The sequence below is a fragment of the Branchiibius cervicis genome, from assembly GCF_042661605.1.
GTDB lineage: Bacteria > Actinomycetota > Actinomycetes > Actinomycetales > Dermatophilaceae > Branchiibius > Branchiibius cervicis.
Genome location: NZ_JBHSWJ010000002.1, coordinates 1,972,972 through 1,998,756 on the forward strand (window position 1 = coordinate 1,972,972; position 25,785 = coordinate 1,998,756).

The following is a 25,785-nucleotide window of genomic DNA, read 5'->3' on the forward strand; positions in this document are numbered from 1 at the left end:
GAGGCCATGAGCACTGACCGGTACGACGCGATCATCGTCGGCGGCGGCCATAACGGCCTGACCGCCGCGGCCTACCTCGGCAGGGCGGGCAAACGTGTCCTGCTCCTCGAAGCCCAGGATCACCTCGGGGGTGCCAGTGTGTCGCAGCGCCCGTTCGCCGGTCGCGACGCCCGCTTGTCGCGCTATTCGTACCTGGTCAGTCTGCTGCCGCAGCAGATCATCGATGACCTCGGTTTGCGAATCACTCTGCGCCGCAGGCGGTTTTCGTCGTACACGCCGCTGCCCGGCACCGACCGCGGTCTGCTGATCGATCATGGCGACGCCGCCGCCACCGCAGACTCCTTCAGCGCCGTCGGCGCTGGGGCGGACATCGACAGCTGGCGCACCTTCTACGACCGGGTCGGGGTGCTCGGACGTGCCCTCTGGCCGACCGTCACCGGCCCGCTCCCGACGCGCAGCGATGTACGCCGATTGGTCGCCGATGACTCGATCGTCGCCGACTTTCTCGAGCGTCCGCTGGGCGAGGTCATCGAGCAGTCCGTCCGGGACGACCTGGTGCGCGGGGTGATCCTCACCGACGGTTTGATCGGGACGTTCGCCTCGGCGTACGAGCCGGATCTGCGCCAGAACGTGTGCTTCCTCTACCACGTGATGGGCGGCGGGACCGGGGACTGGGACGTGCCCGTGGGCGGCATGGGCGCGGTCAGCGGCGAACTCGAGCGGGCCGCGCGAGAGGCGGGGGCCGAGCTGCGGACCGGCGCGCGGGTGCAGGCGGTCAGCGACGGTACGGTCACCTGGGACGCCGGAACCGCGCACGCACCGACCGTGTTGTGGGCGGCGGCGCCGGCCGTCCTCGACCAGGTGATGGGCCAGCAAGCGCCAGCCGTCGAAGGCGCGCAGGTCAAGGTCAATCTGCTGCTGGAGCGCCTGCCGCAACTCAAGGACGGCGTCGATCCGAAGGCCGCGTTCGGCGGAACCTTCCACATCAACGAGTCTTTTGAGCAGCTCGAATCTGCCTATGCCGCAGCGAGTTCCGGTCGCACACCGTCGCCGGTTCCCGCTGAGATCTACTGCCACTCGCTGACTGACCCCAGCATCCTGTCTCCGGAGCTCCAGGACTCCGGCGCGCAGACGCTGACCATCTTCGCGCTCCACACGCCGCACCGGCTGCTGGCCGGTCGCAACCTGGACGTAGTGCGCGCGGAGTTCGAACGTCGCGTCCTGGACTCGCTGTCGAGCGTGCTGGCTGAGCCGATCGAGGAAGTCCTGATGCGTGAGCCCGACGGGCGACTGTGCGTGGAAGCCAAGACGACCGGCGATCTGCAGGACACACTGGGCATGCCGGGCGGGAACATTTTCCACGCCCCGCTCACCTGGCCGTTCGCGGAGGACGACGAGGAGTTGAGTACGCCGGCCGCGCGCTGGGGGGTCACCTCGCCGTACGACGGGGTACTCATCGCCGGTGCCGGATCACGCCGCGGTGGCGGGGTTTCCGGCCTCGGCGGGTATCACGCGGCGATGGCAGTACTGCAGGCCTAGCTGGCCAGCCGCTGGCAATCGACGCACAGGAGCGCAGTCGGCCGCGCCTCGAGCCTCCCGGCACCGATCGGCCGACCGCACGACGCACATAACCCGTAGGTGCCGTCGTCCACCCGTTCGCGGGCCGCGTCGATCTCCGCCAGGCGCTGCGCGGCATCCCGGGCGAGGGCGGCGGTTTGAGCATGGTCGAACGCGATCGTGGATCCCTCGGGGTCGTGCTCGTCGTCGACGTTTGAGTCCCGTCGGGCCTCCGCGATGTCACGGGCCTGGGTTTCGAGGTCACGGAGCCGTTCCTGAGCCTCCGCGGCGAGCCGGTCGAGTGCACGCCGAGCCCGCTGGCGGCCGGGTCCGACGTCGCTCCTCATGCATCGAGCGTAGGACTGACCCCTTCGTGTCATCTCTCAGGACATCGGCGACTGTTCTGCACCAGGACACGATCCGACGCCACCAAGGAAGCGACAGTTCGTTGGTCAGCGCAGGTAGCCCCGCTGAGGTCGCAATCGTTCGTCGTTTAGCTTGAGCAGCCTCGGCGGGTATCACGGCGGCGATGGCAGTCCTCAATCAGTAGGAGTGGCGCGCAGCGTCGCCCAGGTCAGGGCGTAGTCAGCTACCTCCTCCCACCCGGGCTCACCCACGATGTAGTGGCTACGCCCGGCGAATTCCTTCACTTCGGTGATGGTGCTGCCGGCCTTGTACCGGCGGGCGTTGGCGCGGTTGACCTTCGGCGGGGCGATGTGGTCTTCGCCACCGGCGATGAACAGCAACGGCGGACGGACTGCGTTGCGGTAGTCGATGCGGGTGTCGCCGGTGTTGGTCAGCAGAGCGGACGCGGCCTGAAAGAACGGTTTGCCCGGGCCTGGGATCTGAAACTCCTCAGAGACGCGGGTGGCCTTCGCGAGGGTCAGAGTGTTGGCGAACGCGTAGTGGAACTGCTTGGGCGTCAGCAGGACGGTGCCGCGTGCCTTCCACGGTTTACCCAGGACGGGGAATCCGGCACGGATGGAGGACCACGGCAGGACCGGGATGCCCGCGGACTGAGCCGAGTCGATCGCGACGCCAGCCGTTCCCAATCCCCGGTCAAGCAGGACTTGCGTGATCACTCCGCCGAACGAATGCCCCATGATGATCGGCTTCTCGTCGAGGTCGGCGATAACACTGGCGTAGCTGTCGACGATAGTGCCGATGCGCAGCCCGTTCAGGACCGAGGGATCTCGTCGAAGTCCTTCGACGTCGTCTGTGACTCCAGGCCACGCGGGGGTGAGAACTTGATGGCCGGCGGCCTCGAACCGCTGTTTCCAGCCCTGCCAACTCTTCGGTGTCATCCACAACCCGTGGACAAGAACTATGGCGGGTTTCGACGACTGCATCTCATGACTCCTAACAGGTAGAACGAACGATCTGTCTACCGTAGTATCTCGGCACCTAGATGGGCTCCCCTCTGCAGAATGATCGTTCTGTACGATGCGTGAGATGAGCCACACCGGGGGCAGGGCGCCCACCTCGAAACCCTCCGATGCCCGCAGCCGGTTGCTTTCCACGGCGGCCCGGATCTTCTACCGGGAAGGCATTCACGCGGTGGGCGTGGACCGCCTGGTGTCCGAGGCAGGGGTCACGCGCGCCACGTTCTACCGGCACTTTCCTCGAAGGACGCGCTTGTCCGCGCGTACATCGAGTTGGAAGACGAAGCACTACGGACCCTTTTCGCCGCTGGCTCCGCACTGGCGACCACCCCGGACCATGCCGTAGAGATCGTCCTGCAGGGGATTGCCCGCGACGTCCAGGAAAATCACACCCGCGGTTGCCCGTTCCTGAACGCTGCCGCCGAATTCCCCGACCCGGAGCACCCCGTGCGGCAGGCCGTGCGCATCCACCGCCAGTGGTTCGCGGCCACCCTGGCCGAACTCGTCGAGGCCACCGGAAGCCCGAATCCAATTGCAACCGCTAGAGCATTGGTGTTACTGCGAGACTCGGCTCTCGTCGGGGCGTATGTTGACGACACCACCGACGTCGTCGAGTCCTTCCTGTGGACCGCCCGGCGCATCCTCCGGGCGGATGATTCCGTCGATGCGCCGCAGGGAGACGGAATGCTCTAGAGGCCGTGCCGGGAACGATCGGGGCCATCGACCCGATTGCCGCGGACTCCCACTGGTGTGATGTCTCAGGACATGGGTGACAGTTCTGCATCAGGACATCGGTGACACTCCATGTATCAGGACATCGGTGACTGTGCCCAGCGGATGCGTCGGCTTGCGATCAGCTGTCGGTGGGCCCCTGTTCGTGTAGGAAAGGTCCTACTGGCGTTGGGCAAGCACGATGATCTCGGGCGATTGATTGGTCAGGATCGATTCATCCCAATCTCCGAAGACGCTGCCGATCTCGAATCCGGCGCGTCGCAAAGTGCGGTCGATCGCCTCGTGATCCCTGAACGCTAAGACGTTGCGGCTGCGCGATTCGTCACCGCTCGTGAGATTCCGCGTGAAGGTATCGTAGGTGACTTGCGGCAAGGACACATCGACTGTCTCGTGCCAAAACTCCACCTCACCGTCCGCGCTCGGGACGGTGCGCAGGGTGGCAGCACGCGTCCAGCGCTCCCAACTTTGCGCGCTGGGGTTGCGGGACTCGAACGCCAGGATTCCTCCGTCTCGAAGGGCACGATGAAGCTGCTGGAGAACATCTCCCCAGGCCTCCTCCGACACGAAGACCTGTGCGACGTGCCCTGACATAACCGCCAGATCAGCCCAACCGAGGTCGGCGCTATCGCAATAACCGAGACGCCAGTCGACGTCGTTAGAACCCGGCTTTCCGCGGGCAACCCGCAGCATGTCCGGATCGGGGTCAATCCCGACAACCTCGCGACCATGCCTGGCCAGCAGTCGCGCCAAGGTGCCGGTGCCACAGCCAAGGTCGAGCACACGACCCGCTTGCAGCTGCCCGGCGACGGCACCGTAGAAGCGGTAATCGTGATCATCAGCGTTCAACTCGTCGTACGCGGCATGGAAGTCGAAGGACACCACACCACCCAACCGAAGATCGACTGTTCGGCACAACGAAATATCTCGATTTGACCCTCGCTGCATCCGGATGAGCAAACCACCGGGCGCTCGTCCGACATTAGCCGCGAACAGTGACGGTGACAGTCAGCCCTGGTCGCCGAGAACTTCGTCAGGCTGTGTTTTGGGGGTGGCCCTGGGGTCGGCCGTTGCCGACGTAGGTGATGCCGGGGGCGGGTCGGGTGTGTTCGGCGATGACTTCTCCGTCCAGGGTCGAGATGATGACCCGGTCGCCGGGGTTGGTGCCATCGACCACGACGAGGACTTTCTCGAAGACGTGGCCGGGGTCGATCTTGTAGATCACCATGTCCACGCTGACGGTGCCGGGTGTGCCGACGGTCCGCACGCGGGTGTCGGCAGGCAGATCCGCCGGTACGGCTTGTCTGGGTCGCCGGTAGCGGCTCGGCGGTCGGCGAGCAGCGAACTGCTCCCACACGTCCGGCTGGGGCCGCGGCGGATCAGTCTTCGGGGTCGCGTTCCATGCCACCGCCGGTGTGACTCGCCCGGGCAGTCCTTGATGGGGAGGTTGGGTGTTGTAAATGTCATCGAACGCATCGACCTGAACCTGTAGCTCCTGCAACGTGTTGGCCAGCGGTTGCTTGTCCAGGTACCGAAACAATGTCTGGTGGAACCGTTCGTTCTTACCCTGCGTGGTCGGCTTGTACGGCTTGCCGGTGATCGCTTGCACCCCCAGCGCCGTGACGTGCTCGACCAGCTGCCCGAGGATCCCGCGCCGGGAGGGGTTCAACGCCATCCCGTTGTCGGACAGCAACCGTTGCGGCACCCCGTGCGCGGCGACGGCTTTGTCGAACACGGCGATCGCCGCGTCGCTGGTTTCACCCTCGGCGACGTGAGAGGCCACCGCGTACCGGGAGTGGTCATCGATCAGCTGGAAGATCACACATTTACGGCCCCCGGTCAGGACGTACTCTGTGGCATCCAGTTGCCAGCACGCGTTCGGGGCCGGATACACGAACCGTCGCCACGCCGAGCGGGGCTTCTTGCGCGGCTCGTGCCGGGCGACCCCGGCCTGGCGGAACACCCGGGCCAACGCAGCGGTCGAGGGCACCGGGTCCAGGCCCATCGCGTGCATCTTGTCGTGCACGCTGATCGGGCCGTGGTCCAACCCGGAAGCCTCCAACGCAGCCCGCACCTCCAACGCTTGCTTCTTGACCTCATCGCTGAGCCGGGTGGGGCTGGATGCCGGGCGTCGGGTCCGCGGTTCCAGCACCGCCGCCGGCCCATCCGTCAACGCCCGGTTACGCAGCACGTAGAACGACTTTCGCGAGATGCCGTGCTCCGCGCAGAACGTCGACACCGCACCACGCGGCGCGTCGTCGGGCCACTGCGAGATCGCCAGGCGGACACGAGGATCAATGGGTTCAGTACCAGTCACCCCCGAAGCCTGAGATCACAAGTGTCACCACCAAGACCGGCCGAAGTGTCACCGATGTCCTGATGCAGAACTGTCACCGATGTCCTGAGAGATAACAGCGGACTCCCACTGGCCAGTTCCGGTCAATCGAACATATGATCGATCCATGCACGCGCTGCAGGGCTCGCTCTGGGACCAGGTAGACGAAGTCGGGCTCAGACCGCTCGCCGGTGCCGTGCAGCGGATCGAGCTCACCGACGGCGCCTGGCTCGACCTGCGGCCCGGTTGGCTGACCGGCGCGGACAGTCTCTTCGAACGACTCAACGCCGGTGGCAGCGCCGGTGTCGAGTGGCGCGGCGAGCGTCGGGTCATGTGGGACAAGGAACTGCCCACGCCGCGCCTGTTGCGGTTCTACCGTGAGCGCGAACCTCTCCCCGACCCGGTCATCGAGCAGGCGCGCGACGCGCTGACCTCCCATTACCGAGCCGAGCCGTTCGCGACCGTCGGCATGTGCCTCTACCGCGACCACCGCGACTCCGTCGCCTGGCACGGCGACCGCTTCGGGCGCGGCGCCACGCACGACACCATGGTCGCGATCGTGTCGATCGGCGCACCGCGCGCGCTCCTCCTGCGACCGACAGGCGGCGGCAGTTCTCGCCGGTTCCTACTCGGCCACGGCGACCTGATCGTGATGGGTGGCAGCTGCCAACGGACCTGGGAGCACGCCGTACCCAAATCGAGTACGCCGACCGGCCCGCGGATCAGCATCCAGTTCCGTCCCGCCGGGGTCAGGTAGGACCGACATAATCGGCACCGTGCGTGCCCTAGCCCGGATGTCCGCGATCGTCGCGGTGCTCGGCGTCACCTCCGGATTGGTCGGGGGCCTGTTGGTGATACTGCTGCACGCAGTGCAGCACATCGCGTTCGGTTACTCCGAAGGCCTATTCCTCTACGGCTCCGAGCAGGCGCCCCCGTGGCGCCGGTTGGTCTGTCTCATGGCCGCCGGTCTGATCGCCGGAGTCGGGTGGTGGGCGGTCTACCGCTGGTTCAAACCCCTGGTCTCGATCGGCGCAGCCCTCGGTCGCGAGGACACCGATGGCAGGCGAATGCCATTCTGGCCCACCGTGGTTCACGGTCTTCTGCAGATCGTCACCGTGGCGCTCGGCTCACCGTTGGGTCGAGAAGTCGCACCCCGGGAGATCTCCGCAGCGGTCGCCGACCGGATCACCGCCTCGGTCGGGATCCTCGGGCATCCACGGCGCGTCCTGATCGCCAGTTCGGCCGGTGCCGGTCTGGCCGCGGTGTACGGCGTGCCTCTGGGCGGTGCGATCTTCACCCTCGAAGTGCTCCTGGTGTCGTTCGCGTGGTCCTGTGTCATCCCCGCCCTGGCCTGTAGCGCGATCGCCTCCGGCGTAGCCGCCGCGATCGTGCCGGACGACCTGCAGTACACCGTGGGCCACACCCCGGTCACCGCATCGGTCTGGTTCTGGGCGGTGGTCTTCGGGCCGTTGTGCGGCCTGGCGGCGTGGGGCTTTCGTTGGTTCACCCGGCGCTGTGCCGCTTCCGCGCCTCGGGACTGGCATCTGATACCGCGGGCATTCGCAGCCTTCACCACGGTCGGCGCCATCTCCATGTTGTTGCCCGAGATCCTCGGTAACGGCAAGGCCGCCGCACAGGTCGGGTTCGATCACTCGGTCGGGTTCTGGATGCTGTTGGCATTGCTGGCCGCCCGCGTGATCGCCGTCGGGTTGGCGCTGCTCGGTGGCGGCCAGGGCGGTCTGCTGACCCCCTCGATCGCGAACGGGTCGCTGTTAGGGGCGCTTGTCGGCACGCTGTGGAGCGGGCTCAACCCAGGGACGGTCATCACGACGTACGCCCTGATCGGTGCAGCGGCGTTCCTGGCGGCGGCACAACGGATGCCGGCTACCGCGATCGTGCTGGTCTTCGAACTGACCCGGATGGACGCGGCTCTCCTCGGACCTGCGATGCTCGCCGCTGCCGGAGCGGCTGCGATCGAGCGCGCGATCGATCGCAGCCCGCGAGCGGCCAGGCTCACTTCAGGTCAGACCGGATCCGGCTGAAGACGATGAGATCGACCCGCCCGTCGTGCAGGAAGCCGGCGTTGCGCAAGGTGCCTTCCTGCACATAGCCGGCGGCGCGCGCTACGCGCTGGGAAGCGAGATTTCCCGTGGCAACCCTGATCTCCACCCGCTGCATCCCCTGATCGGTAAGGGCCCAGTCCCTCAGCAGGCGAACTGAACTCGCCATCAGACCTCGACCACGGAAGGCCGGGTGCAACCAGTAACCGATCTCTGTCGTCTCGGCGCGCCAGTCCGTCTTCTTCAGATCGATCACCCCCGCGAGTGACCCATTCACGTCGATGGCTCGCGGGAACGCCGGCGGCGCGATGTGGTGGGAGATCCAGTCAACCGCGTGCTCGCGCATATACGGCCGTGGGAGCGGCAACCACTCCAAGGTGATCGGATCGGATGCGCCCTCGGCGAGAGCATCGGCATCCGAGAGATCAAGGGGCGCAGCGTGAAACCAGCACCGGTCAGTGTCAACTCATCGAAATGGTCCCGCACACAGGTGATTAGAGCAGACCCCGCTCAAAGGCCACGCGCACGGCCGCGGCGCGGTCGCCCACCCCCAGCTTGCTGTAGATGTGCAACAGATGTGTCTTCACCGTCGCTTCACTGACGAAAAGTTGCTGAGCCACAGACCGATTGGTACCACCGTCCGCGATTGCCCGCAGGACCTCGATCTCCCGCTCGCTCAACCGCTCCTCCCGGCGACGGGCGACCAAGCGCTGCGCTGCTACCGGAGCCAGAACGGTGCGACCGGCGGCCACATCGAGCACCGACCGGATGAGTTCCTCCCGGCCCAGCGCTTTCAGCAGATAGCCGTCCGCGCCGGCGTCCATCGCCGCCGTGATATCCCGATCCGTCTCGTACGTCGTGAGCACCAGGATCGCGGGCCGGTTCGAGTCCCGTGCGCGCAGCGCCCGGATCGCATCCACGCCGTCCCCTTCGGGCATTCGCAGATCCATCAGAACCACATCGGGTTCGTGTCGTTGTACCTGCACCACCGCCTCAGGCCCCCCACCGGCTTCGGCGACGACACGCAACCGCTCATGCCCATCGAGCATGCCGCGGATGCCGTTGCGCACGATGGGATGATCATCGGCGATCAACACAGTGACCACGCCGGCGGTCATGCGGGCGCCGCCACGTCGATCAAACATCCTGCGCCACAGGCCGATTCGACATCGAGCGACCCTCCGACGGCTTCTACGCGTTCACGCATGTTCCGCAAACCGTGGCCCGACTCGGTCTGCAGCGGCTCGAACCCACGGCCATCGTCGCGCACCTGCAGCAACAGCCCGTCCTGTGTGTAGCGCAGTTGAACCTCGACGCAGCTGGCACCGGCGTGCCGCGCGACGTTGGACAACGCCTCCTGGCAGACGCGGACGATCATCTGGTCCTGCTCAGTGCGCACCGGGACGCCCTGCACCGACAGGTGTGCTCTGATCCGGTGACGGGCCGACCAGTCGTCCAGGAAACTGCGCACCGCGTCGGCCGCGGACGCATCGTCCAGCAACGGTGACCGTAACGCTGAAACCGCCCGGCGGGCCTCGCCGAGCCCGTCACGGGCCAAGGCCTTCGCCGCGGTGACGCGACAACGCCAATCCCCCTCAGCATCAATGGCTTCCAACTGGCTGACGATAGCGACCAAGTCCTGGGCAACGGTGTCGTGAATCTCTCGGGACAACCGCTCCCGCTCCTGCAGGATGCCCTGTCGGTGTGCCTGCTCCAGCAACTGATCCTGTAACTCCTGGTTACGCCGGCTCACCTCGGCCAACCGCGACGCCGCCGCCTCTCGCTCCTGCACCTCTTCAGCCCGGCGCACCCCGAAATGCACGATCACCGCGACCACTCCGGCATTCACCAGGCTGAGCGCCAGGAAAGCGTGCCAGTTCGAGACCGCCTCCGAGAACCCGCCCACCTGCGATGCCGCCATCACCAGGGCGTTCAGACCCAACGCGACGAGCAGCGTGGGGCCACTGAAAAGCAGCATGGCGATCACGTAGCCGAAGAACCCGAAAATCCCGTAGAACGGCGAAATGGCGATCATCGCCGCGCCCATCGCGAGATGCGCCGCGAAGATGGCCACCCGCAACGGGAGCACGAGAGCCGTCCGGTGCATCCACCACGCGGCCAGCAGGACGCTCGCCGCAGACAATGCGGCCAGCAGCAGGTAGCCAACCGCGCCGGACCTGATGGGGACGACGATCGCGCAGACCATCGATCCGGCCACCAGGGCCAGCGGCGCCCACCGCACTGCCGCGACCGGGCCGTCCACCCGGTCCCAGTACGGTCCCTGCACCGAGGCCACGTGCTGTGTCATGACCTCCATCGTGGCATCACTCCCAGCGGAAGAGCCGGACCGAAAGCAGGGCCAGCAGCACGGTCCATACCAGCATGACCAGCAGGTGCGACCACCCCGGCCACCCACCGCTCAGCGCATCCTGCAACGACCCCACCGCGGCACCGGCCGGACTCAGATCCGAGATCGTCTGCATCCAGCCCGGCATGGTGCGCCGCGGCCACCACAGACCACCGAGGAACGCCAGAACGAAGAACAACACCGTGCCGGCCGCGGCAGCCACCTTGTTGCGGGTGAACACGCTCGCAATCACCATTCCGATCGACAACAGGCACACCGTCATGACGACGAACGCCAGAAGCAGGCCCAGCGGGTTGCCTGGAGCGCCCGCGCCGAACGCAGCGGGCAGGACCACGATCAGCAGGCCCGCCACGAGCGCCACCGCTGCAGTCAGCAGGAACTGGGCACTGAGCAGTGCTGAAGGCGACGCGGGTGTGGCGCGCAACCGCTTCAAAACCCCTGTTCGCGATACTTCGTCAGCACGTCGGGCAGCGCCTGGACCGCAAGGATCGACACCGCGAAGAAGAGCAAGATCGGCTGGTACGTCGCGAACCAGCTCAGCCCGCCCAGATCCTTCACCGGTTCGCGGGTCGCCGGGATCGCCCCCAGCACGATTGCCGCCACCAGGGGCAGGACCGCCACCCACAAGACCACCGCCGGGTTGCGTCGCAACAGCACCGCCTCACTGCGCACGAGTCCGCTCAGACCGGTCATCGCGTCACCTCCTGCTTCTCCATCAGCGCCACGAAGGCGTCCTCGAGATTGGATTGATCAACCCGCAGATCCCGCGGGCGGGCGCCGTGGGCATCCAGCGCCAGGATGACCTCGGTGACCACGTCCGCGTCGCCGTCCACCCAGACGACCCCGTCCTCGACCCGCACCGAGTGCACCGAGGGGACCGATCGCAGTACGTCGATCGGCGGGCTACCGCGAAGCGTGAAACTCATCCGCTGGCCGGCTTCGAGCGTCGCGGCCAGACGTGCTGGTGTATCCAACGCCACCACGCGCCCCGCGTCGATCACCACGACCCGGTCGCAGAGCCGTTGGGCCTCCTCCATGAAGTGCGAGACCAGCAGGAAGGTCGTGCCGGTGTCCCGCAGTTGTTCCAGGATCGACCACACCTCCCGGCGCGCCTGCGGGTCGAGGCCGGTCGTCAGCTCGTCGAGAATGGCCACCCTGGGCCGCCCGATCAGAGCCAGCGCCACCGACAGCCGCTGTTGCTGCCCCCGCTGAGCCGGCCGAAGTAGCTGTCGCCCACCGGGGTCAATCCCAGCCGGTCACGCAGCTCGTCGGTGGGTGCGGGGTCGTCGTAGAACGAGGCGTACAGGCTCAGCGCCTCATCGACGGTCAGCTTCTCCGGCAGGGCGGCGTCCTGCAGCTGTACACCGAGGACCTTCCGCAGCGCAGGCTCGTCGGCAGCGGGGTCGATACCGCACACCGCGACCTGCCCCGCGTCACGGTCGCGCAGGCCGGCAATGCACTCCACCGTGGTCGACTTGCCCGCGCCGTTGCGCCCGAGGACCCCGAAGATCTCCCCGGGTGCGACGTCGAACGAAACGTCCTGCACGCCACGGCCCCCGGATACTCCTTGCGCAGACCGCGCACTGTGATAGCTGGTTCCATACCTCCAGCCTGGGGCGCCGAGCGCCGTGGGGCGTCAACCGGTCGGTTGATCGATGCCGTCCAATCGATCGCACTAAGGTGCTCGTCGTGGGCTTCTACGACCGGCACGTCCTGCCGCGGCTGGTCGACCTCACCTGCGGCAGTGCTGCCCTCTTTCCGATCCGGCAGTGGGCCTGTGAGGGACTCTCCGGCGACGTCGTCGAGCTGGGTTTCGGCTCCGGCCGCAACGTCGGTGCCTACCCTGGGGCGGTCTCGAGCGTTGCGGCGATCGAACCGTCCGACACCGCCTGGACGCTGGCCGCTGACCGGGTGGCGAGCGCGTCGATCGACATCACTCGGTCCGGCCTGGACGGTGAGCGGATCCCCTTCGCCGACAACACGTTCGACGCCGCGCTCAGCACATTCACGCTGTGCACCATTCCCGACCCGCGGGCAGCCGTCGACGAAGTCATCCGGGTGGTCAAGGACGGTGGAAGCCTGCACTTCCTGGAGCACGGCCTGGCCCCCGACGAGCACGTACGCCGCTGGCAGCGCCGGCTGGACCCGATCGAGCGGCGGGTGGCCGGCGGATGCCACCTCACTCGCGACGTGACCCGTGAACTGACCGACGCCGGGTTGACGATCACATCGATCAAGCAGTTCTACGGCGCACGGCCGAAGTCGCTGGGCTTCCTCAGCGTCGGCGTGGCCCGGGTCGGCTGATCAGGCCGGACCGTCGCCCAGCGCTGCACCAATCGCCGCCACCAGCTCACCGACCTGTTCATCGGTCATCGTGAAGGCCGGCGAGATCTGGATGGCTCCGGCACCAGCAGCCCGGGTCGCGACCCCGAACGAGCGCAGCTTCGTGGCGAACTTCATCGCAGCTGGTGCATCAGCCAGCTGCACGGCCGCGACCGCCCCCGTGCCGGAACGAATCTCGACCACATCCGGGTGTGCGGCCAGCGGAGCGAACGCCGTGTGGAGCGTCTGCTCCAATCGTGCCGACTCCTCCAACAACCCCTCGGACTCGATGATGTCGAGATTGGCGAGGGCCACCGCGGCGGCCACCGCATGACCCGAGTAGGTGTAGCCGTGCCGGAACCAGCGGCCCGCATCAGCCTCGAAGAACGGTTCGGCCACTTTCGGAGACACGAAGACCGCACCCATCGGCAGGTAGCCGGAGGTGAGCCCCTTAGCGGTGGTGATCATGTCCGGTTCGAGGCCGAATCGCCCAGAGGCGAACCAGGATCCACCGATCCGGCCAAAACCGGTGACGACCTCGTCGGCGATGAAGAGCACGTCGTACTCGGTGCAGATCTTGCGGACCTCGGTGAGGTAGTCCGCCGGCGGTGGGTAGACACCTCCGGCACCGATGACGGGCTCACAGAAGAAGGCAGCGACGTTCTCCTCCCCCAGTTGCTCGATGGTCGCGCGCAGGTCCTGGGGGTCGTCCCAGACCACGTGAGCCTGGTCGGCGACCAGGACGCCGTAGCCCTCGATGTTGCCGGGGATACCCGCCAAAGACGTTCCGGCGTAATGCATTCCGTGATAAGCCTTGGTCCGGCCGACGATGTAGCGGCGGTCGGGCTGCCCTTCTCCACCCAGTAGCGACGGGCCAGCTTGGCGGCGGTCTCGACCGAATCCGAACCGCCGGAAGTGAAGAAGATCTTCGACCCGGGCACCGGCGCGATCCCGGCCAACCGGTCCGCCAGCTCCAGCGTCACATCCGGCACGTAGTCGCCGAAGGTGCTGTAGTGCGCCAGCTTCTTCATCTGCTGCGCGGCGGCCTGCGCCAGCTCGTCGCGACCGTGCCCGACGTTGGTGAACCACAGGCCGGCGGTCGCGTCGAGATACTTGTTGCCGTCGGCGTTCCACACGTGGACGCCTTCACCGCGACTGATGACGAATTCACCGTTCGCTTCGACCGATGCCATGTCCGAAAAGGGGTGCCAGAAGTTGCCCATGGGCTCGACGGTATCGGTCGCCGCCGATTGGGGCAGAGTGGAGTCCATGACGATCGACTACGTGGCCACCGTGCGGGAGCAGTCCGCCCGGTTCCTGTCCGTCCTGCAGGCAACCGGCGCGAGCGTTGCGGTGCCCAGCTGCCCGGACTGGGATGCCGCGGACCTGGTGTGGCACCTGGGTCAGGTGCAGAGCTTCTGGGAGAACGTCGTACGCCGAGACGTGACCGACGAGGCCCAGCTCGATGATCTGGAGAGCACGGAACGACCCTCGGACTATGCGGGCTTGCTCGCGTATTGCGAGGAGTCCGGTTCGCAACTGGTCCGCACCCTCGGCCGTTACCCCGCGAGCGATCAGCGCTACATGTGGGCGCACGATCCGGCGTTGCACACGGTCGGGTACATCAGCCGGCGCCAGGCGCTGGAGGCCCTGATCCACCGGGTCGACGCGGAACTGACCGCGGGCGTCGCGCGCGCACCGATCGATCCCATGCTTGCCGTCGACGGCGTCGATGAGGTGATCGATGTGATCCGCGGCGGTGCCGTCCCGGACTGGGCGTCCTTCACCCCGGCCGGTGACCGGATCGTCGAGTTGGTAGCCACCGATACCGACCAGCGCTGGACGCTGCAACTCGGGTCGTTCGGCGGGATCACCCCCGACGGCGTCGAAGTCCACGAGCAGGGCTTCGAGCGGGTCGAGAACGGCCTGTCGGCCAGGGCCACCGTGAGTGCGGCCAGCGCGGATCTGCTGCTGTGGCTGTGGAATCGGCCAGCCGGAACCGTGGACCTAGCAGGGGACCCAGATGCGCTGAGAAGTCTTGATTACGCTGTCAATGAAGATATCGATTAGTGATCTCGATCACTACCGGACAAAGGAGTCAGGATGAGCCAGGGCACTGAGACCGTCTTCACCTGGGGAGCACCACCGCTGAAATTCGGCGCCGGCGCCCTCGATGAAGTCGGGTACGACATCAGCACCCACGGCGCCAAGCGCGTCCTGGTCGTCACCGATCCGGGGGTGGCCCACCTCGGCATCGCCGACCGGGTCGTCGCGTCGCTGCGCCACTACGGCATCGAGACCGAAGTGTTCGAGCACAGCCACGTCGAGCCGACCGACAAGTCCATGAACGAGGCCCTCGACTTCGCCAAGGACAAGGGCCCGTTCGACGGCTACGTCGCCGTCGGCGGCGGGTCGTCGATCGACACGGCCAAGGCCGTCAACCTGCTGCTCACCGACGGCGGCGAACTCACCGAGTACCTCAACAAACCGGTCGGGGACGGCCGGGCGCCGAGCGGGCCGCTGATGCCGCTCATCGCCGTACCCACCACTGCCGGAACCGGATCGGAGAGCACGGGCACCTGCGTCATGGACGTGCTGTCCCTGCGGGTGAAGACCGGCATCGGTCACTGGCGCCTGCGGCCGACCATGGCGGTCATCGACCCGACGGTCACACTCAGCCTGCCCGCCGGGGTGACGGCCTCGTCCGGGATGGACATCGTCTGCCACGCGCTGGAGTCCTTCACCGCACGGCCGTTCGAGGATTACCCGGCCAAGAAGGCCGAGGAGCGGGTGCCCTACTGCGGCTCGAACCCGGTCGCGGATCTGTGGTGTGAAAAGGCGTTGTCGCTGATCGCCCGTTCCTTCCGGACCGCGGTACGCGACGGCGCCAACGTCGATGCCCGCTCGGACATGATGCTGGCCGCCACGTGTGCAGGAATGGGTTTCGGCAACGCCGGGGTGCACATCCCGCACGCGAACGCCTACCCGATCGCCGGCATGGTCAAGGACTTCCACCCGGTGGACTACCCGCAGGACGAGGCCATGGTCCCGCACGGCATGTCGGTGTCCTTGACCGCGCCGGCGGCGTTCCGCTTCACCTACTCCAGCGCGCCCGAGCGACACGTGCAGGCGGCGCTGATGCTGCAGCCCGACCTCGACTCCAAGATCCCGGACGAGGAGAAGCTGCCGACCGCGCTGATCAACCTGATGCGCGACATCGGCATCCCGAACGGCATCTCGGGTGTCGGCTTCGAAGCCTCGGATATCCCTGAGCTGGTGCCGGGGACGATGAAACAGCAACGGCTGCTGTCGATCTCGCCGCGCGAGGTCACCGAGGACGACATCGCGGCGATCTTCGAGGAGTCGCTCAGCAACTGGTGACGAAACGACGAGGGGGCCCGTCGACCGGCGGGCCCCCTCGTCGTTCTCGCCGTTCTAGCGGGCGTCTCGCTCAGCGCGGTTGACCGCCGACAGGATCGCGGTCAGCGAAGCCTTGACGATCGAGCTGGAGGTCCCGACGCCCCACAGGACGCGGTCGCCCACAGCGCACTCCAAGTACGCCGCGGCCGCCGAGTCACCGCCGGAGGTCAGCGCGTGCTCGTTGTAGTCCAGGATGCGTACGTCGACCCCTAGGGTGTGCAGCGCGTCGATGAACGCCGCCAGCGGACCGTTGCCCTCGCCGGTGATCACCTTCTCCTCACCGCGATCGGTCACGGTCGCGATGATCCGGTCACGCTCGTCGTCGACCGACTCGACCCGGTGGTTGATCGGTGCGAACCGGCCCCACGCCGCTTCGCCGACGCCGGTGCCGGGCAGGTACTCGTCGCTGAAGGCCTGCCACAGCTGCTCGGGTGACACCTCGCCGCCCAACTCGTCGGTACGCCGCTGCACCACACCGCTGAACTCGATCTGCAGCCGTCGCGGCAGGTCCAGCTGGTGCTCGGTCTTGAGGATGTAGGCCATGCCACCCTTGCCGGACTGGGAGTTGACCCGGACCACGGCCTCGTAGGAGCGGCCGACGTCGTGCGGGTCGATCGGCAGGTACGGCACGCCCCAGACCAGTTCGTCGATCGACTTACCGGTCGCCGCGGACTGGCGCTCCATGTCTTCGAAGCCCTTTTTGATGGCGTCCTGGTGGGAGCCGGAGAAGGCGGTGAAGACCAGGTCGCCGCCGTACGGGTGCCGCTCGGGCACCGGCAACTGGTTGCAGTACTCGACGGTGCGGCGGATCTCGTCGATGTCGGAGAAGTCGATCTGCGGGTCGATGCCCTGGCCGAACATGTTCAGTCCCAGCGTCACCAGGCAGACGTTGCCGGTCCGCTCACCGTTGCCGAACAGGCAGCCCTCGATGCGGTCCGCGCCGGCCTGGTAGCCCAGTTCAGCCGCGGCCACACCGGTGCCCCGGTCGTTGTGCGGATGCAGCGACAGCACGATCGACTCGCGACGGTCGAGGTTGCGCGACATCCACTCGATGGAGTCCGCGTAGACGTTGGGGGTGGCCATCTCGACGGTCGCCGGCAGGTTGATGACCATCGGGTGGTCCGGCGTCGGATCGATGATCTCGATGACCGCGTTGCAGATCCGGGCCGCGAATTCCAACTCGGTGCCGGTGTAGGACTCCGGGGAGTACTCGTAGTAGACCTGCGTCTCCGGGACGGTCTCCTCCAGCTTGCGCACCAGACGCGCCGCCTGGGTGGCGATGTCGATGATGCCTTCCTGGTCCTTGCCGAACACCACGCGCCGCTGCAGCACGGACGTGGAGTTGTAGAAGTGCACGATGGCCTGCGGGGCGCCGGCGATCGCTTCGAACGTGCGCTCGATGAGCTCGTCGCGGCATTGCGTCAGCACCTGGATGGTCACGTCATCCGGGATGTGATTGCCATCGATCAGCTCACGCACGAAGTCGAAGTCGGTCTGGCTGGCCGAGGGGAACCCGACCTCGATCTCCTTGTAGCCCATGCGGACCAGGAGTTTGAACATCCGGAGCTTGCGCTCGGAGTTCATCGGGTCGATCAGGGCCTGGTTGCCGTCGCGCAGGTCGACCGCACACCAGCGCGGGGCCTTGTCGATGATCTTGTCCGGCCAGGTGCGGTCGGGAAGGTCGACCTTGATCTGCTCGTGGAAGGGGACGTACTTGCCGATCGGCATGGTGGTGTTCTGCTGGGGATGGATCACGGGTGAATCGCCTTTGAACTGAAGGAGGGGCGCCCGGTCCGTACCGCTGCTGCCTCGCGCAGCGGAAACCTCCGCGGCGAGGATGACCGAGTCGAACTAGGCCTCGCCGCGGCAATCAAGGAGGAGCTGGTACGCCGCACGCACGTCCCCCAGCGTAGCGCACCGACCGCCGCACGTGGCCGCCGTCACTTATTCTGGTGCGATGGACCTCCTCGGCGGGATCATCGCGTGGGCCGTTGCCGCAGTGCTGATGTGCAGCGGGGCGCTCAAACTCGGCCGACACCGGGAGTTCTTCAAGAGCATGCAGACCCTGCGCCTGCCGGCCTGGTTGCTGCGCGACTACACCTTCGCCAAGGCGTTCCCGTTCATCGAGATGGGGCTGGGCGCGCTGATCGTGCTGCTACCCGGTCCGTGGCAGCTGCTCCCCTGGCCGGGGCGACCGCCCTCTTCGTGGCGTTCCTGGTGGTCATCGTGCGCGCGGTGCGTTCCGCCGTACCTGCCTCGTGCAACTGCTTCGGCGGCCTCGGTGCCGATGAGGTCGGTCCGCGCACGGTGGTTCGCAACGTCATTTTCGTCGTGTTGCCGCTGCTGGCTCTGATCCTGCACACCGCACCCGCTTCCGTGGCGGACGATCGACTCGGCGGGTGGGCGTACGTTCTCCCGGCCGTCCTGGCCGCGGGGGTCGCAGGCGGGCTGGTGGTGTACCGCAACAACGCCGAGCAGCGGGCGGAGCGTGACCTGATCGACAACCTCACCGTGCAGACCCGCGCCGGCGACCGGTTGCCGATCCGCGAGCTGCAGGATCCGCCGTCCTACGTGGTCTTCTTCTCGGCCGGCTGCGGGGCGTGCTCCCAGGCGATCGAGGAGTTCCGTTGGTGGCCGCACGCGATGGCCGAGGGGTACGACCTGGTGCCGGTGCTGGCCGGGACCCCGGAGCAGTTCGCGATGGTCCCGGAGTTCGAGCCGCTGCTCGATCACGCGTGGTACGACCCCGAGATGAAGTTCTACAAGGCCGTCGGCGGACCGGGCACGCCGGCGGGCACGCTCATCGACGCCGCCCATCCGTTGGGCAACGGCGCGGTGGCCGGCATCGGGCCCCTGCGCGAGCTGATCTGGACCCCGGAGTTCACGCAGCAGCGACGGCGCGAAGCCGAGGCGAGGCGCGACGACACGGCGCGGGAGCTGGCTCGTCAGGCGTTGATCGACGGCGGATGGGATCCGGCGTGGGCCGACCTGGCGGAGATCGTGCTCACCAACGACGACGGTCGGCAGATCACGGTCAACCCGATGTCGACCGACGCTGACACCGCACCCGACGAGGAGTCCGCCACGCGCTGACCCCAAGGTGTCGGTGGTGTGGTTCATGCTCGAGACATGACTCCGCACCAGCCGCACGGCATCGTCCCCCCGCACCTGCTGCAGCACCTCGTCGACTCGGCCGAAGGCGACGTCGCCGACGCGGCGCGCCGCACCCTCGAACTCAGTGTCGACATCTCGGTGCAGCGCGAATACCGCGCCGCCCGTTCCGACCAGTCCGGCCTGATCCCGCCCCAGTTGCGCGAACGCGCCCGCTCGCACCGCACCACCGGCACCGAGTTGCGCGATGTGAGGACCCCTTCCGCACCCGGCGAGCCCGGACCGCAGCGCACGATCTACACCGCCGGGCAGGGCACGACCCTGCCGGGCACGCAGGTCCGCGCGGAAGGTCAGGCCGCCGTCGCCGACGAATCGGTGAACGAGGCCTACGACGGTCTCGGGGACACCTTCGCGCTGTACTGGCAGGCGTTCCAACGCAATTCGCTGGACAACAAAGGGTTGCCGCTGATCGCGACCGTGCACTACGACAAGGATTTCGACAACGCCTACTGGGACGGTCAGCAGATGGTCTTCGGTGACGGGGACGGGATCTACTTCAGCTCGTTCACCGACTCCGTGGATGTCATCGGGCACGAGTTGACCCACGGCGTGACCCAGTACACCGCCGGACTGACCTACGTGGCGCAGCCCGGGGCGTTGAATGAGTCGATGTCGGACTGTTTCGGCTCGATGGTCAAGCAATGGGTCAAGGGCCAGACCGCTGCCCAGGCGGATTGGCTGATCGGTCAGGGGTTGTTCACCGCCAAGGTGCACGGGGTGGCGTTGCGCTCGATGAAGGCCCCCGGCACGGCGTACGACGACCCGCACCTCGGCAAGGACCCGCAACCGGCCGACATGACCGGCTACCAGGATCTACCGCACGACTCGGCCCACGACAACGGTGGCGTGCACATCAACTCCGGTATCCCCAACCGGGCGTTCTATCTGGCGGCCACCGCGATCGGAGGCACCAGCTGGGAAGGCGCAGGGCGCATCTGGTACGCCGTCCTGACCGGCGGCAATCTCGCCAAAGACGTTGACTTCAAAGGCTTCGCCCGCGCGACCATCACGGCTGCGGGACAACTGTTCGGCGCCAGCAGCAGCCAACGCGACGCGGTGGGCGATGCGTGGCAGACGGTGAAGGTGCTCTAGAACTCCTCGTGCGTGCGGGAGTCCCAGGCGGCGTCCTCGCCCCGGTCCAAACCGGACAACCGCTCCATCTGCCCGTCGGACAACTGGAAGTCGAAGACGTCGGCGTTCTCCTTCTGCCGCTTCGGGTTGCCCGACTTCGGGATGGCGATGATGCCCTGCTGGACGTGCCAGCGCAGGATCACCTGGCCGACCGAACGACCGGTCTCCTCCGCAACCTTCTGCACCACGGGCGAGTCCGGCAGCTTCTCCCGCAGACCCAGCGGACCCCACGCCTCGGTGAGGATGCCGCGATCGGACATGAAGCCGCGCAGCTGCGTGCGGGTCAGCATCGGGCTGCACTGGATCTGGTTGATCGCCGGCCACACACCGGTTGCGTCGTAGAGCGCGGCCAGCTGTTCCTGCACGAAGTTGCTGGTGCCGACCGAGCGAATCAGACCCTCTGACTGCAACTCCAACATGGTCGCGAACGACTCGACGTACTTGCCCTGGCTGGGGTTGGGCCAATGGATCAGGTACAGATCGAGGTAGTCCAGACCCAGCGTGGTCAGGCTCCTCTCCAACCCACGGCGTACTGAATCGGCGCCGTGGTCGCTGCCTCGCAGTTTGCTTGTCACGACGAGGGTTTCACGGTCCACCCCGCTGTCGCGAATCCCTTGTCCGACACCGTCCTCGTTGCCGTACTGGGCGGCGGTGTCGATCAACCGGTAGCCCACACCGATCGCGGAGGCCACCGCATCAGCGCACTCCTGACCCTTCATCGGGTAGGTGCCCAGACCGATCAGCGGCAGGTCACGCGAGCCATCTGCGGTGGCAAGGGATGTGGTCGCGATGAAGGAGTCCGTCATGCGACCAGTCTGCTCCGGCCCGGTCAGCGCCGCAGATCCGGGGCCCTCCGAACGGCCACGTATCGCTCGTCCAACTCCTCGATGCTGAACCGGCCGATCGGAATCTCACCGAGCACCGTTTCTTCGTCCAGCCCCTGCGGCGTGATGCGCGTGACGACCTCACGCACCTGCTCCCCGTCCCGCAGCACCCGGTAGGTGTTGATGATCTCCACCCGGTCCTCCCGGGAGCGCTGGTCGAAGAACGGCCGGGCTGCGAACCACCGCTGGTACTCCTGCCGGCCGATGGTGGCCTTGCGCAACAGCGTCATCGGAACCTCGGTGACCGGAACACCGCCATAGGAGCGACTGAGCAGGATCGGTGCGCCGGGGACCATCACCTGCGACATCCGCTCCCAGAACGCCTCGCGCGCCGGTTCGGACAGGAAGTAGATGACGTTGAACAGCAGCGCCCCTCCGGACTCTGCCGGCAACCAGCACTCGGTGATCGGCTCGGGCACCACCGTCACCCGGTCGCGCAACAACTCGTCGTCAGCTACCCGTCGCATCAACAGCGCGCGCATCAACGGATCGGGCTCGACCGCGATCACCTAGGTGCCGGTGAACCGGTGCGCGAGGACCTGGGTGGTCAGGCCGCTGCCGCACCCGATGTCCAGCAGCGGGCGCGATGTGTCGAAACCTGCTGTGTCCCAGGGGACGTGATCGATGTAATCCTCGGATGACTCCGGTTGCCGGAGGAACTCCCCGAATTCAGCCCACGCCAGGGTGTCGGGATCCTCCGCCATCAGAAGCCCAACTTACTGAGCTGGTTGGGGTCGCGCTGCCAGTCCTTGGCGATCTTCACGTGCAGGTCCAGGTAGACGCGCTGACCGAGCAACTCCTCGATCGCCGTACGCGCGTTGGTCCCGACCTCGCGCAGGCGCGAACCCCGCGACCGATGATGATCGCCTTCTGGCTCGGGCGCTCGACGAAAACGTTCACGCGTACGTCGAGGAGCGGCTTGTCGGCCGGCCGGCCTTCACGCGGGGTGATCTCCTCGACCACCACCGCGAGACTGTGCGGCAATTCGTCGCGCACTCCTTCGAGCGCGGCCTCACGGACCAGCTCGGCAATCATGACCGCATCGGGCTCGTCGGTGTGCACATCGGAGGGGTACAGCTGCGGCGACACCGGCAAGTGCGACATCAGGACCTCGGCGACGGTGTCCACCTGATCGCCGCGGGTCGCCGAGCACGGCACGATGTCGTCCCAGTCGCCCAGGCCGTCGATCGCGACCAGGTGCTGGGCCAGCCGGTCCTTGTCGACCCGGTCGCTCTTGGTTGCGATCGCCACCACCGGGCGGCGTCGGCCCTGGCGGATCTCGGCGAGCTCGCGAGCGATGAAGGTGTCCCCCGGGCCGATCCGCTGGTCGGCGGGCAGACAGAAGCCGATGACGTCCACGTCGAGCAGCGTCTCGCGGACCACGTCGTTGAGCCGCTGCCCCAGCAGGGTGCGCGGCTTGTGCAGACCGGGGGTGTCGACCAACACCAACTGGGCCTGCTCGGTGGTGATGATCCCCCGGACGGTGTGCCGCGTGGTCTGCGGTTTGCTGGAGGTGATGGCCACCTTCTGCCCGACCAGGGCATTGGTCAACGTCGACTTGCCCGCGTTGGGCCGGCCCACCAAGCAGGCGAACCCGGCGCGGTAGTCCCCACTCATGACGTTGCCACCTCCTCGTGTTCGACGGACGGCTCATCCTCGGATTTCACCCGTGACACCAGGATGGTCGCAATCTGGTGTCGGCGCCCGGCCATCTCATCAGCGGTCAACTGCAGACCGGCCACCTGGGCCGTCGCACCGGGAATCGGCACGCGGCCGATCAGCTTGGCCAGCAGCCCGCCAACCGTATCGACGTCCTCGTCCTCCAGCGTGACATCCATCAACTCGGCCAGATCGTCCACCGGCATCCGCGCCGGGATGCGGAGGACTCCATCGGGGAGTTCCTCCACGCCGGGGGCGACCCGGTCGTACTCGTCGTCGATCTCGCCGACAACCTCCTCGACGATGTCCTCCAGGGTGATCAGCCCGGCCGTGCCGCCGTACTCGTCGATCACGACGGCGAAGTGCTGACGACTGGTCTGCATCTCCCGCAGGAGATCATCGATCGGTTTGCTGTCCGGGACGAAGGCCACCTCCCGGACGACCTCGGTCACCGGCAACGACGCACTGTCGGGGTTGAGAGTCAACCGGCGGGCGACGTCCTTGAGGAAGACCAGGCCCTCGATGTCGTCCGGGCCGTCGTCGACCACCGGAACCCGGGAGAAGCCGGACCGCAGGAACAGCGACATTGCCGAGCGCAGCGACTTCGTCTTGTCGATGACCACCATGTCGGTGCGGGGGACCATGACCTCGCGGGCGACGGTGTCACCCAGCTCGAAGACCGAGTGGATCATGCGGCGTTCGTCGGCCTCGATCAACTGGGAGTCGGTGGCCATGTCGACGAAATCACGCAACTCCTCTTCCGAGGCGAACGGGCCATCCCGGAAACCCGGCCCGGGCGTCACCGCATTGCCGACCGCGACCAGGCCGCGCGCCACCGGGCCGAGCACGGTCAGGAAGAAGCTGACGATCGGCGCTCCGAACAGGGCCATGGCCGTCGCATGTTGTTGTCCGAACGTACGCGGCGATACGCCGACCAGGATGAAGGATGCCAGGGCCATGACGCCGATCGACACCAGCAACGCCACCCAGATCGAGCTGAACGCCCTACTGGCAGCGAGGGTTACCAGCACTGCCGCAGTGGCCTCGGCGCCAACCCGGAGGAAGGCCAGCACCATGGCCACCGGTCCGCGGTTGTCGACCAACCGCACCAGTTGCACGCCTCCGCGCCTGCCCTCCTCAAGCAGTTCGCGCGCCTGGGACTTACTGATGCGGACCAGCGAGCTTTCCATCGCGGCCAGGAAGAACCCCGCGACCACCGAGGCGGCCGCGACGAGCAACAGCACGACCACGGCCGGGTCACTCTCCGGACGGCGGCTGGATCCGGGCGGGCTCGCGCCGCTCCTGGCTGGCCAGGAAGGTCAACAACAGGGTGCGCTGCAGTCCGAACATCTCCTGGCGTTCCTGCGGTTCAGCATGGTCGAAGCCGAGCAGATGTAACAGTCCGTGCACCGTGAGCAGCAACAGTTCCTCGTCGGTGCTGTGCCCGGCCTCCGCGGCCTGTTTGGCGGCGACGCTCGGACACAGAACCAGGTCACCGAGGATGCCCGGCTCGGGGTCCTCGCCGTCGCGTCCGGGCCGCAACTCGTCCATCGGGAAACTCATGACGTCGGTCGGGCCTGGCAGGTCCATCCACTGCACGTGCAGGGTCTCCATCGCCGGTTCGTCGACGACGCGAATGCACAGATCCGCGTGCGGGTGGACGCGCATCTGCGTCATGACGTACGCCGCGCAGTCGCGCAGTTCCTCCAGATCGACCTCGGCATCGGTCTCGTTGAGAACGTCGATGCTCACGAGCGCTTCCCGGCCGGTCGCAGCGAGGCTGGTGGGTGGTGGGCGTCCCACGCGCCGTACGCGTCGACGATCGCACTCACCAGCCGGTGCCGCACCACGTCCTGCGCGCTGAGGTAGGCGAAGTGGATGTCGTCGACGTTGCCGAGGATGTCCTGGATGATCCGCAGTCCCGACGTGGTGCCGCCGGGCAGGTCGACCTGGGTCACGTCACCGGTGATGACCATCTTGGAGCCGAAACCGAGGCGGGTCAGGAACATCTTCATCTGCTCGGCCGAGGTGTTCTGCGCCTCGTCGAGGATGATGAACGCATCGTTGAGGGTGCGGCCGCGCATGTAGGCCAGCGGCGCCACCTCGATGGTCCCGGAGGCCATCAACCGCGGGATCGAATCGGGGTCGACCATGTCGTGCAGCGCGTCGTAGAGCGGTCGCAGGTACGGGTCGATCTTGTCGTTGAGCGTGCCGGGCAGAAAGCCCAGTCGCTCACCGGCCTCGACCGCCGGGCGGGTCAGGATGATCCGGTTGACCTGCTTGGCCTGCAGGGCCGCAACCGCCTTGGCCATGGCCAGGTAGGTCTTGCCCGTGCCGGCCGGACCGATCCCGAAGATGATGGTGTTGGCGTCGATCGCGTCGACGTATTCCTTCTGGCCCAACGTCTTCGGGCGGATCGTGCGACCGCGGCTGGAGACGATGTTCATCGTGAGGACGTCGGCAGGCCGCTCACGGGTCTGCCCGCGCAGCATCTGGATCGAGCGTTCGACCGCGTCGCGGTTCAGCGGCTGACCGGCGTCGACGATCTCGACCAGCTCATCGATCAGTTCCTCGACGAGCGCCATGTCGGCGCTGTCACCCTCCAGGCGGAAGGCGTTGCCGCGTACGTGGATCGCCAGGCCCGGGAAGGCGCGTTCCATGGTCCGGAGCAACTCGTCACGCGGGCCGAGGAGCGCGACCATCGAGACACCGGCCGGGATCTCGACGGTGTGGGTGGGTGTTGTGGGCTGGTCCTGATCGGTCATCG

General features: G+C 66.9%; 27 protein-coding genes and 4 pseudogenes. 11 read left to right on the plus strand and 20 right to left on the minus strand.

From position 1 onward, the window contains the following. The first annotated feature begins 6 nt into the window (after positions 1-6). Positions 7-1,539 (plus strand): phytoene desaturase family protein, encoded by a 1,533-nt coding sequence (locus ACFQBT_RS10350; protein WP_377822489.1) that lies wholly within the window; start codon positions 7-9, stop codon positions 1,537-1,539. Here ACFQBT_RS10350 and ACFQBT_RS10355 read toward each other — a convergent pair. Together ACFQBT_RS10355 and ACFQBT_RS10360 are read right to left on the minus strand one after the other, a co-directional pair. Next, positions 1,536-1,904, minus strand: a complete 369-nt coding sequence (locus tag ACFQBT_RS10355; RefSeq protein WP_377822491.1) for a TraR/DksA family transcriptional regulator — start codon at positions 1,902-1,904, stop codon at positions 1,536-1,538. The genes ACFQBT_RS10350 and ACFQBT_RS10355 overlap by 4 nt on opposite strands. Before the next feature lie 192 nt (positions 1,905-2,096). Next, a complete protein-coding gene (locus tag ACFQBT_RS10360) occupies positions 2,097-2,906 on the minus strand; it encodes an alpha/beta hydrolase (RefSeq protein WP_377822493.1) in 810 nt (269 codons plus the stop codon). A 103-nt stretch (positions 2,907-3,009) separates the two neighbouring features. On the opposite strand from ACFQBT_RS10360, the gene ACFQBT_RS10365 reads away from it, so the two are divergent. Both ACFQBT_RS10365 and ACFQBT_RS10370 read left to right on the plus strand, forming a co-directional pair. Next, on the plus strand, positions 3,010-3,285 hold the full coding sequence (locus ACFQBT_RS10365) for a TetR/AcrR family transcriptional regulator (protein WP_377822495.1): 276 nt from the start codon (positions 3,010-3,012) through the stop codon (positions 3,283-3,285). Then, the gene (locus ACFQBT_RS10370) at positions 3,213-3,632 is read left to right on the plus strand and encodes a TetR family transcriptional regulator C-terminal domain-containing protein (protein ID WP_377822497.1); all 420 of its coding nucleotides are present in this window, start codon (positions 3,213-3,215) and stop codon (positions 3,630-3,632) included. Before ACFQBT_RS10365 ends, ACFQBT_RS10370 begins: the two co-directional genes overlap by 73 nt. A gap of 198 nt (positions 3,633-3,830) precedes the next feature. On the opposite strand, the gene ACFQBT_RS10375 is transcribed toward ACFQBT_RS10370, so the two are convergent. Both ACFQBT_RS10375 and ACFQBT_RS10380 read right to left on the minus strand, forming a co-directional pair. Next, positions 3,831-4,550, minus strand: a complete 720-nt coding sequence (locus tag ACFQBT_RS10375) for a class I SAM-dependent DNA methyltransferase (protein ID WP_377822499.1) — start codon at positions 4,548-4,550, stop codon at positions 3,831-3,833. Between the two features lie 151 nt (positions 4,551-4,701). After that, positions 4,702-5,985, minus strand: coding sequence for a DDE-type integrase/transposase/recombinase (locus ACFQBT_RS10380; RefSeq protein ID WP_465252288.1), 1,284 nt, complete (start codon positions 5,983-5,985; stop codon positions 4,702-4,704). A gap of 145 nt (positions 5,986-6,130) precedes the next feature. Between ACFQBT_RS10380 and ACFQBT_RS10385 the strand changes: the two genes are divergently transcribed. Both ACFQBT_RS10385 and ACFQBT_RS10390 read left to right on the plus strand, forming a co-directional pair. Beyond that, complete coding sequence (locus ACFQBT_RS10385) at positions 6,131-6,760, plus strand: alpha-ketoglutarate-dependent dioxygenase AlkB (RefSeq protein ID WP_377822501.1); 630 nt, start codon at positions 6,131-6,133, stop codon at positions 6,758-6,760. A 37-nt stretch (positions 6,761-6,797) separates the two neighbouring features. Continuing rightward, positions 6,798-8,045, plus strand: a complete 1,248-nt coding sequence (locus tag ACFQBT_RS10390; protein WP_377822503.1) for a chloride channel protein — start codon at positions 6,798-6,800, stop codon at positions 8,043-8,045. Here the strand turns inward: ACFQBT_RS10390 and ACFQBT_RS10395 are convergent. From ACFQBT_RS10395 to ACFQBT_RS10425, 7 genes and pseudogenes are all read right to left on the minus strand, one after another. Beyond that, positions 8,017-8,484 (minus strand): annotated as a pseudogene (locus tag ACFQBT_RS10395) (GNAT family N-acetyltransferase); the annotation flags it as partial. The gene ACFQBT_RS10390 and the pseudogene ACFQBT_RS10395 overlap by 29 nt on opposite strands. A 73-nt stretch (positions 8,485-8,557) precedes the next feature. Continuing rightward, positions 8,558-9,181 (minus strand): response regulator, encoded by a 624-nt coding sequence (locus tag ACFQBT_RS10400; RefSeq protein ID WP_377822504.1) that lies wholly within the window; start codon positions 9,179-9,181, stop codon positions 8,558-8,560. Further along, positions 9,178-10,371 carry a sensor histidine kinase gene (locus ACFQBT_RS10405; protein ID WP_377822506.1) on the minus strand — a complete coding sequence of 398 codons (1,194 nt, stop codon included), beginning with the start codon at positions 10,369-10,371 and terminating at the stop codon, positions 9,178-9,180. Before ACFQBT_RS10405 ends, ACFQBT_RS10400 begins: the two co-directional genes overlap by 4 nt. A 16-nt stretch (positions 10,372-10,387) precedes the next feature. Beyond that, the gene (locus ACFQBT_RS10410; RefSeq protein WP_377822508.1) at positions 10,388-10,855 is read right to left on the minus strand and encodes an ABC transporter permease; all 468 of its coding nucleotides are present in this window, start codon (positions 10,853-10,855) and stop codon (positions 10,388-10,390) included. A 5-nt stretch (positions 10,856-10,860) separates the two neighbouring features. Beyond that, entirely contained in the window at positions 10,861-11,124 is a 264-nt protein-coding gene (locus ACFQBT_RS10415) for a hypothetical protein (RefSeq protein WP_377822509.1), read from the minus strand. Continuing rightward, positions 11,121-11,615 carry an ATP-binding cassette domain-containing protein gene (locus tag ACFQBT_RS10420; protein ID WP_377822511.1) on the minus strand — a complete coding sequence of 165 codons (495 nt, stop codon included), beginning with the start codon at positions 11,613-11,615 and terminating at the stop codon, positions 11,121-11,123. Before ACFQBT_RS10420 ends, ACFQBT_RS10415 begins: the two co-directional genes overlap by 4 nt. Next, on the minus strand, positions 11,600-11,977 hold the full coding sequence (locus ACFQBT_RS10425; protein WP_377822513.1) for an ATP-binding cassette domain-containing protein: 378 nt from the start codon (positions 11,975-11,977) through the stop codon (positions 11,600-11,602). The genes ACFQBT_RS10420 and ACFQBT_RS10425 overlap by 16 nt, the downstream gene beginning before the upstream one ends. A 143-nt stretch (positions 11,978-12,120) precedes the next feature. On the opposite strand from ACFQBT_RS10425, the gene ACFQBT_RS10430 reads away from it, so the two are divergent. Next, entirely contained in the window at positions 12,121-12,735 is a 615-nt protein-coding gene (locus ACFQBT_RS10430) for a class I SAM-dependent methyltransferase (RefSeq protein ID WP_377822514.1), read from the plus strand. Here the strand turns inward: ACFQBT_RS10430 and ACFQBT_RS10435 are convergent. After that, positions 12,736-14,024: pseudogene (locus tag ACFQBT_RS10435) on the minus strand (aminotransferase family protein). Between ACFQBT_RS10435 and ACFQBT_RS10440 the strand changes: the two are divergent. Further along, positions 14,023-14,823: a maleylpyruvate isomerase family mycothiol-dependent enzyme gene (locus ACFQBT_RS10440; protein ID WP_377822515.1), complete on the plus strand. Its 801-nt coding sequence runs from the start codon at positions 14,023-14,025 to the stop codon at positions 14,821-14,823. The pseudogene ACFQBT_RS10435 and the gene ACFQBT_RS10440 sit on opposite strands and share 2 nt — an antisense overlap. A gap of 33 nt (positions 14,824-14,856) precedes the next feature. Beyond that, entirely contained in the window at positions 14,857-16,134 is a 1,278-nt protein-coding gene (locus ACFQBT_RS10445; RefSeq protein WP_377822517.1) for a hydroxyacid-oxoacid transhydrogenase, read from the plus strand. 54 nt (positions 16,135-16,188) lie between these two features. Here the strand turns inward: ACFQBT_RS10445 and leuA are convergent, their stop codons facing one another. Further along, a complete protein-coding gene (leuA, locus tag ACFQBT_RS10450; protein ID WP_377822519.1) occupies positions 16,189-17,928 on the minus strand; it encodes a 2-isopropylmalate synthase in 1,740 nt (579 codons plus the stop codon). A 250-nt stretch (positions 17,929-18,178) separates the two neighbouring features. Between leuA and ACFQBT_RS10455 the strand changes: the two are divergent. The 3 genes and pseudogenes from ACFQBT_RS10455 to ACFQBT_RS10465 all read left to right on the plus strand — a co-directional run. After that, positions 18,179-18,283 (plus strand): annotated as a pseudogene (locus ACFQBT_RS10455) (hypothetical protein); the annotation flags it as partial. 56 nt (positions 18,284-18,339) lie between these two features. Beyond that, a complete protein-coding gene (locus ACFQBT_RS10460) occupies positions 18,340-19,266 on the plus strand; it encodes a MauE/DoxX family redox-associated membrane protein (RefSeq protein ID WP_377822521.1) in 927 nt (308 codons plus the stop codon). A 36-nt stretch (positions 19,267-19,302) separates the two neighbouring features. Further along, positions 19,303-20,436, plus strand: coding sequence for a M4 family metallopeptidase (locus ACFQBT_RS10465; protein WP_377822523.1), 1,134 nt, complete (start codon positions 19,303-19,305; stop codon positions 20,434-20,436). On the opposite strand, the gene ACFQBT_RS10470 is transcribed toward ACFQBT_RS10465, so the two are convergent. From ACFQBT_RS10470 to ACFQBT_RS10500, 7 genes and pseudogenes are all read right to left on the minus strand, one after another. Beyond that, complete coding sequence (locus tag ACFQBT_RS10470) at positions 20,433-21,281, minus strand: aldo/keto reductase (protein WP_377822524.1); 849 nt, start codon at positions 21,279-21,281, stop codon at positions 20,433-20,435. The genes ACFQBT_RS10465 and ACFQBT_RS10470 overlap by 4 nt on opposite strands. 23 nt (positions 21,282-21,304) lie before the next feature. After that, positions 21,305-21,868: a class I SAM-dependent methyltransferase gene (locus ACFQBT_RS10475; RefSeq protein ID WP_377822525.1), complete on the minus strand. Its 564-nt coding sequence runs from the start codon at positions 21,866-21,868 to the stop codon at positions 21,305-21,307. After that, positions 21,869-22,063 (minus strand): hypothetical protein, encoded by a 195-nt coding sequence (locus ACFQBT_RS10480; protein ID WP_377822527.1) that lies wholly within the window; start codon positions 22,061-22,063, stop codon positions 21,869-21,871. It lies immediately after the preceding gene. Then, positions 22,063-22,976: pseudogene (gene era / locus ACFQBT_RS10485) on the minus strand (GTPase Era). Before era ends, ACFQBT_RS10480 begins: the two are co-directional and overlap by 1 nt. Further along, the gene (locus tag ACFQBT_RS10490; protein WP_377822528.1) at positions 22,973-24,268 is read right to left on the minus strand and encodes a hemolysin family protein; all 1,296 of its coding nucleotides are present in this window, start codon (positions 24,266-24,268) and stop codon (positions 22,973-22,975) included. Before ACFQBT_RS10490 ends, era begins: the two are co-directional and overlap by 4 nt. 7 nt (positions 24,269-24,275) lie before the next feature. Then, the gene (gene ybeY, locus ACFQBT_RS10495) at positions 24,276-24,770 is read right to left on the minus strand and encodes an rRNA maturation RNase YbeY (RefSeq protein WP_377822529.1); all 495 of its coding nucleotides are present in this window, start codon (positions 24,768-24,770) and stop codon (positions 24,276-24,278) included. Then, positions 24,767-25,783, minus strand: a complete 1,017-nt coding sequence (locus ACFQBT_RS10500; RefSeq protein WP_377822531.1) for a PhoH family protein — start codon at positions 25,781-25,783, stop codon at positions 24,767-24,769. The genes ybeY and ACFQBT_RS10500 overlap by 4 nt, the downstream gene beginning before the upstream one ends. Positions 25,784-25,785: the final 2 nt, after the last annotated feature.

Coding starts and splice junctions, on each gene's coding strand:
- ACFQBT_RS10350 (WP_377822489.1), top strand. CDS start 7: ATGAGCACTGACCGGTACGACGCGATCATCGTCGGCGGCGGCCATAAC.
- ACFQBT_RS10355 (WP_377822491.1), bottom strand. CDS start 1,904: ATGAGGAGCGACGTCGGACCCGGCCGCCAGCGGGCTCGGCGTGCACTC.
- ACFQBT_RS10360 (WP_377822493.1), bottom strand. CDS start 2,906: ATGCAGTCGTCGAAACCCGCCATAGTTCTTGTCCACGGGTTGTGGATG.
- ACFQBT_RS10365 (WP_377822495.1), top strand. CDS start 3,010: ATGAGCCACACCGGGGGCAGGGCGCCCACCTCGAAACCCTCCGATGCC.
- ACFQBT_RS10385 (WP_377822501.1), top strand. CDS start 6,131: ATGCACGCGCTGCAGGGCTCGCTCTGGGACCAGGTAGACGAAGTCGGG.
- ACFQBT_RS10390 (WP_377822503.1), top strand. CDS start 6,798: ATGTCCGCGATCGTCGCGGTGCTCGGCGTCACCTCCGGATTGGTCGGG.
- ACFQBT_RS10400 (WP_377822504.1), bottom strand. CDS start 9,181: ATGACCGCCGGCGTGGTCACTGTGTTGATCGCCGATGATCATCCCATC.
- ACFQBT_RS10405 (WP_377822506.1), bottom strand. CDS start 10,371: ATGACACAGCACGTGGCCTCGGTGCAGGGACCGTACTGGGACCGGGTG.
- ACFQBT_RS10415 (WP_377822509.1), bottom strand. CDS start 11,124: ATGACCGGTCTGAGCGGACTCGTGCGCAGTGAGGCGGTGCTGTTGCGA.
- ACFQBT_RS10440 (WP_377822515.1), top strand. CDS start 14,023: ATGACGATCGACTACGTGGCCACCGTGCGGGAGCAGTCCGCCCGGTTC.
- ACFQBT_RS10445 (WP_377822517.1), top strand. CDS start 14,857: ATGAGCCAGGGCACTGAGACCGTCTTCACCTGGGGAGCACCACCGCTG.
- ACFQBT_RS10465 (WP_377822523.1), top strand. CDS start 19,303: ATGACTCCGCACCAGCCGCACGGCATCGTCCCCCCGCACCTGCTGCAG.
- ACFQBT_RS10470 (WP_377822524.1), bottom strand. CDS start 21,281: ATGACGGACTCCTTCATCGCGACCACATCCCTTGCCACCGCAGATGGC.
- ACFQBT_RS10480 (WP_377822527.1), bottom strand. CDS start 22,063: ATGGCGGAGGATCCCGACACCCTGGCGTGGGCTGAATTCGGGGAGTTC.
- ACFQBT_RS10500 (WP_377822531.1), bottom strand. CDS start 25,783: ATGACCGATCAGGACCAGCCCACAACACCCACCCACACCGTCGAGATC.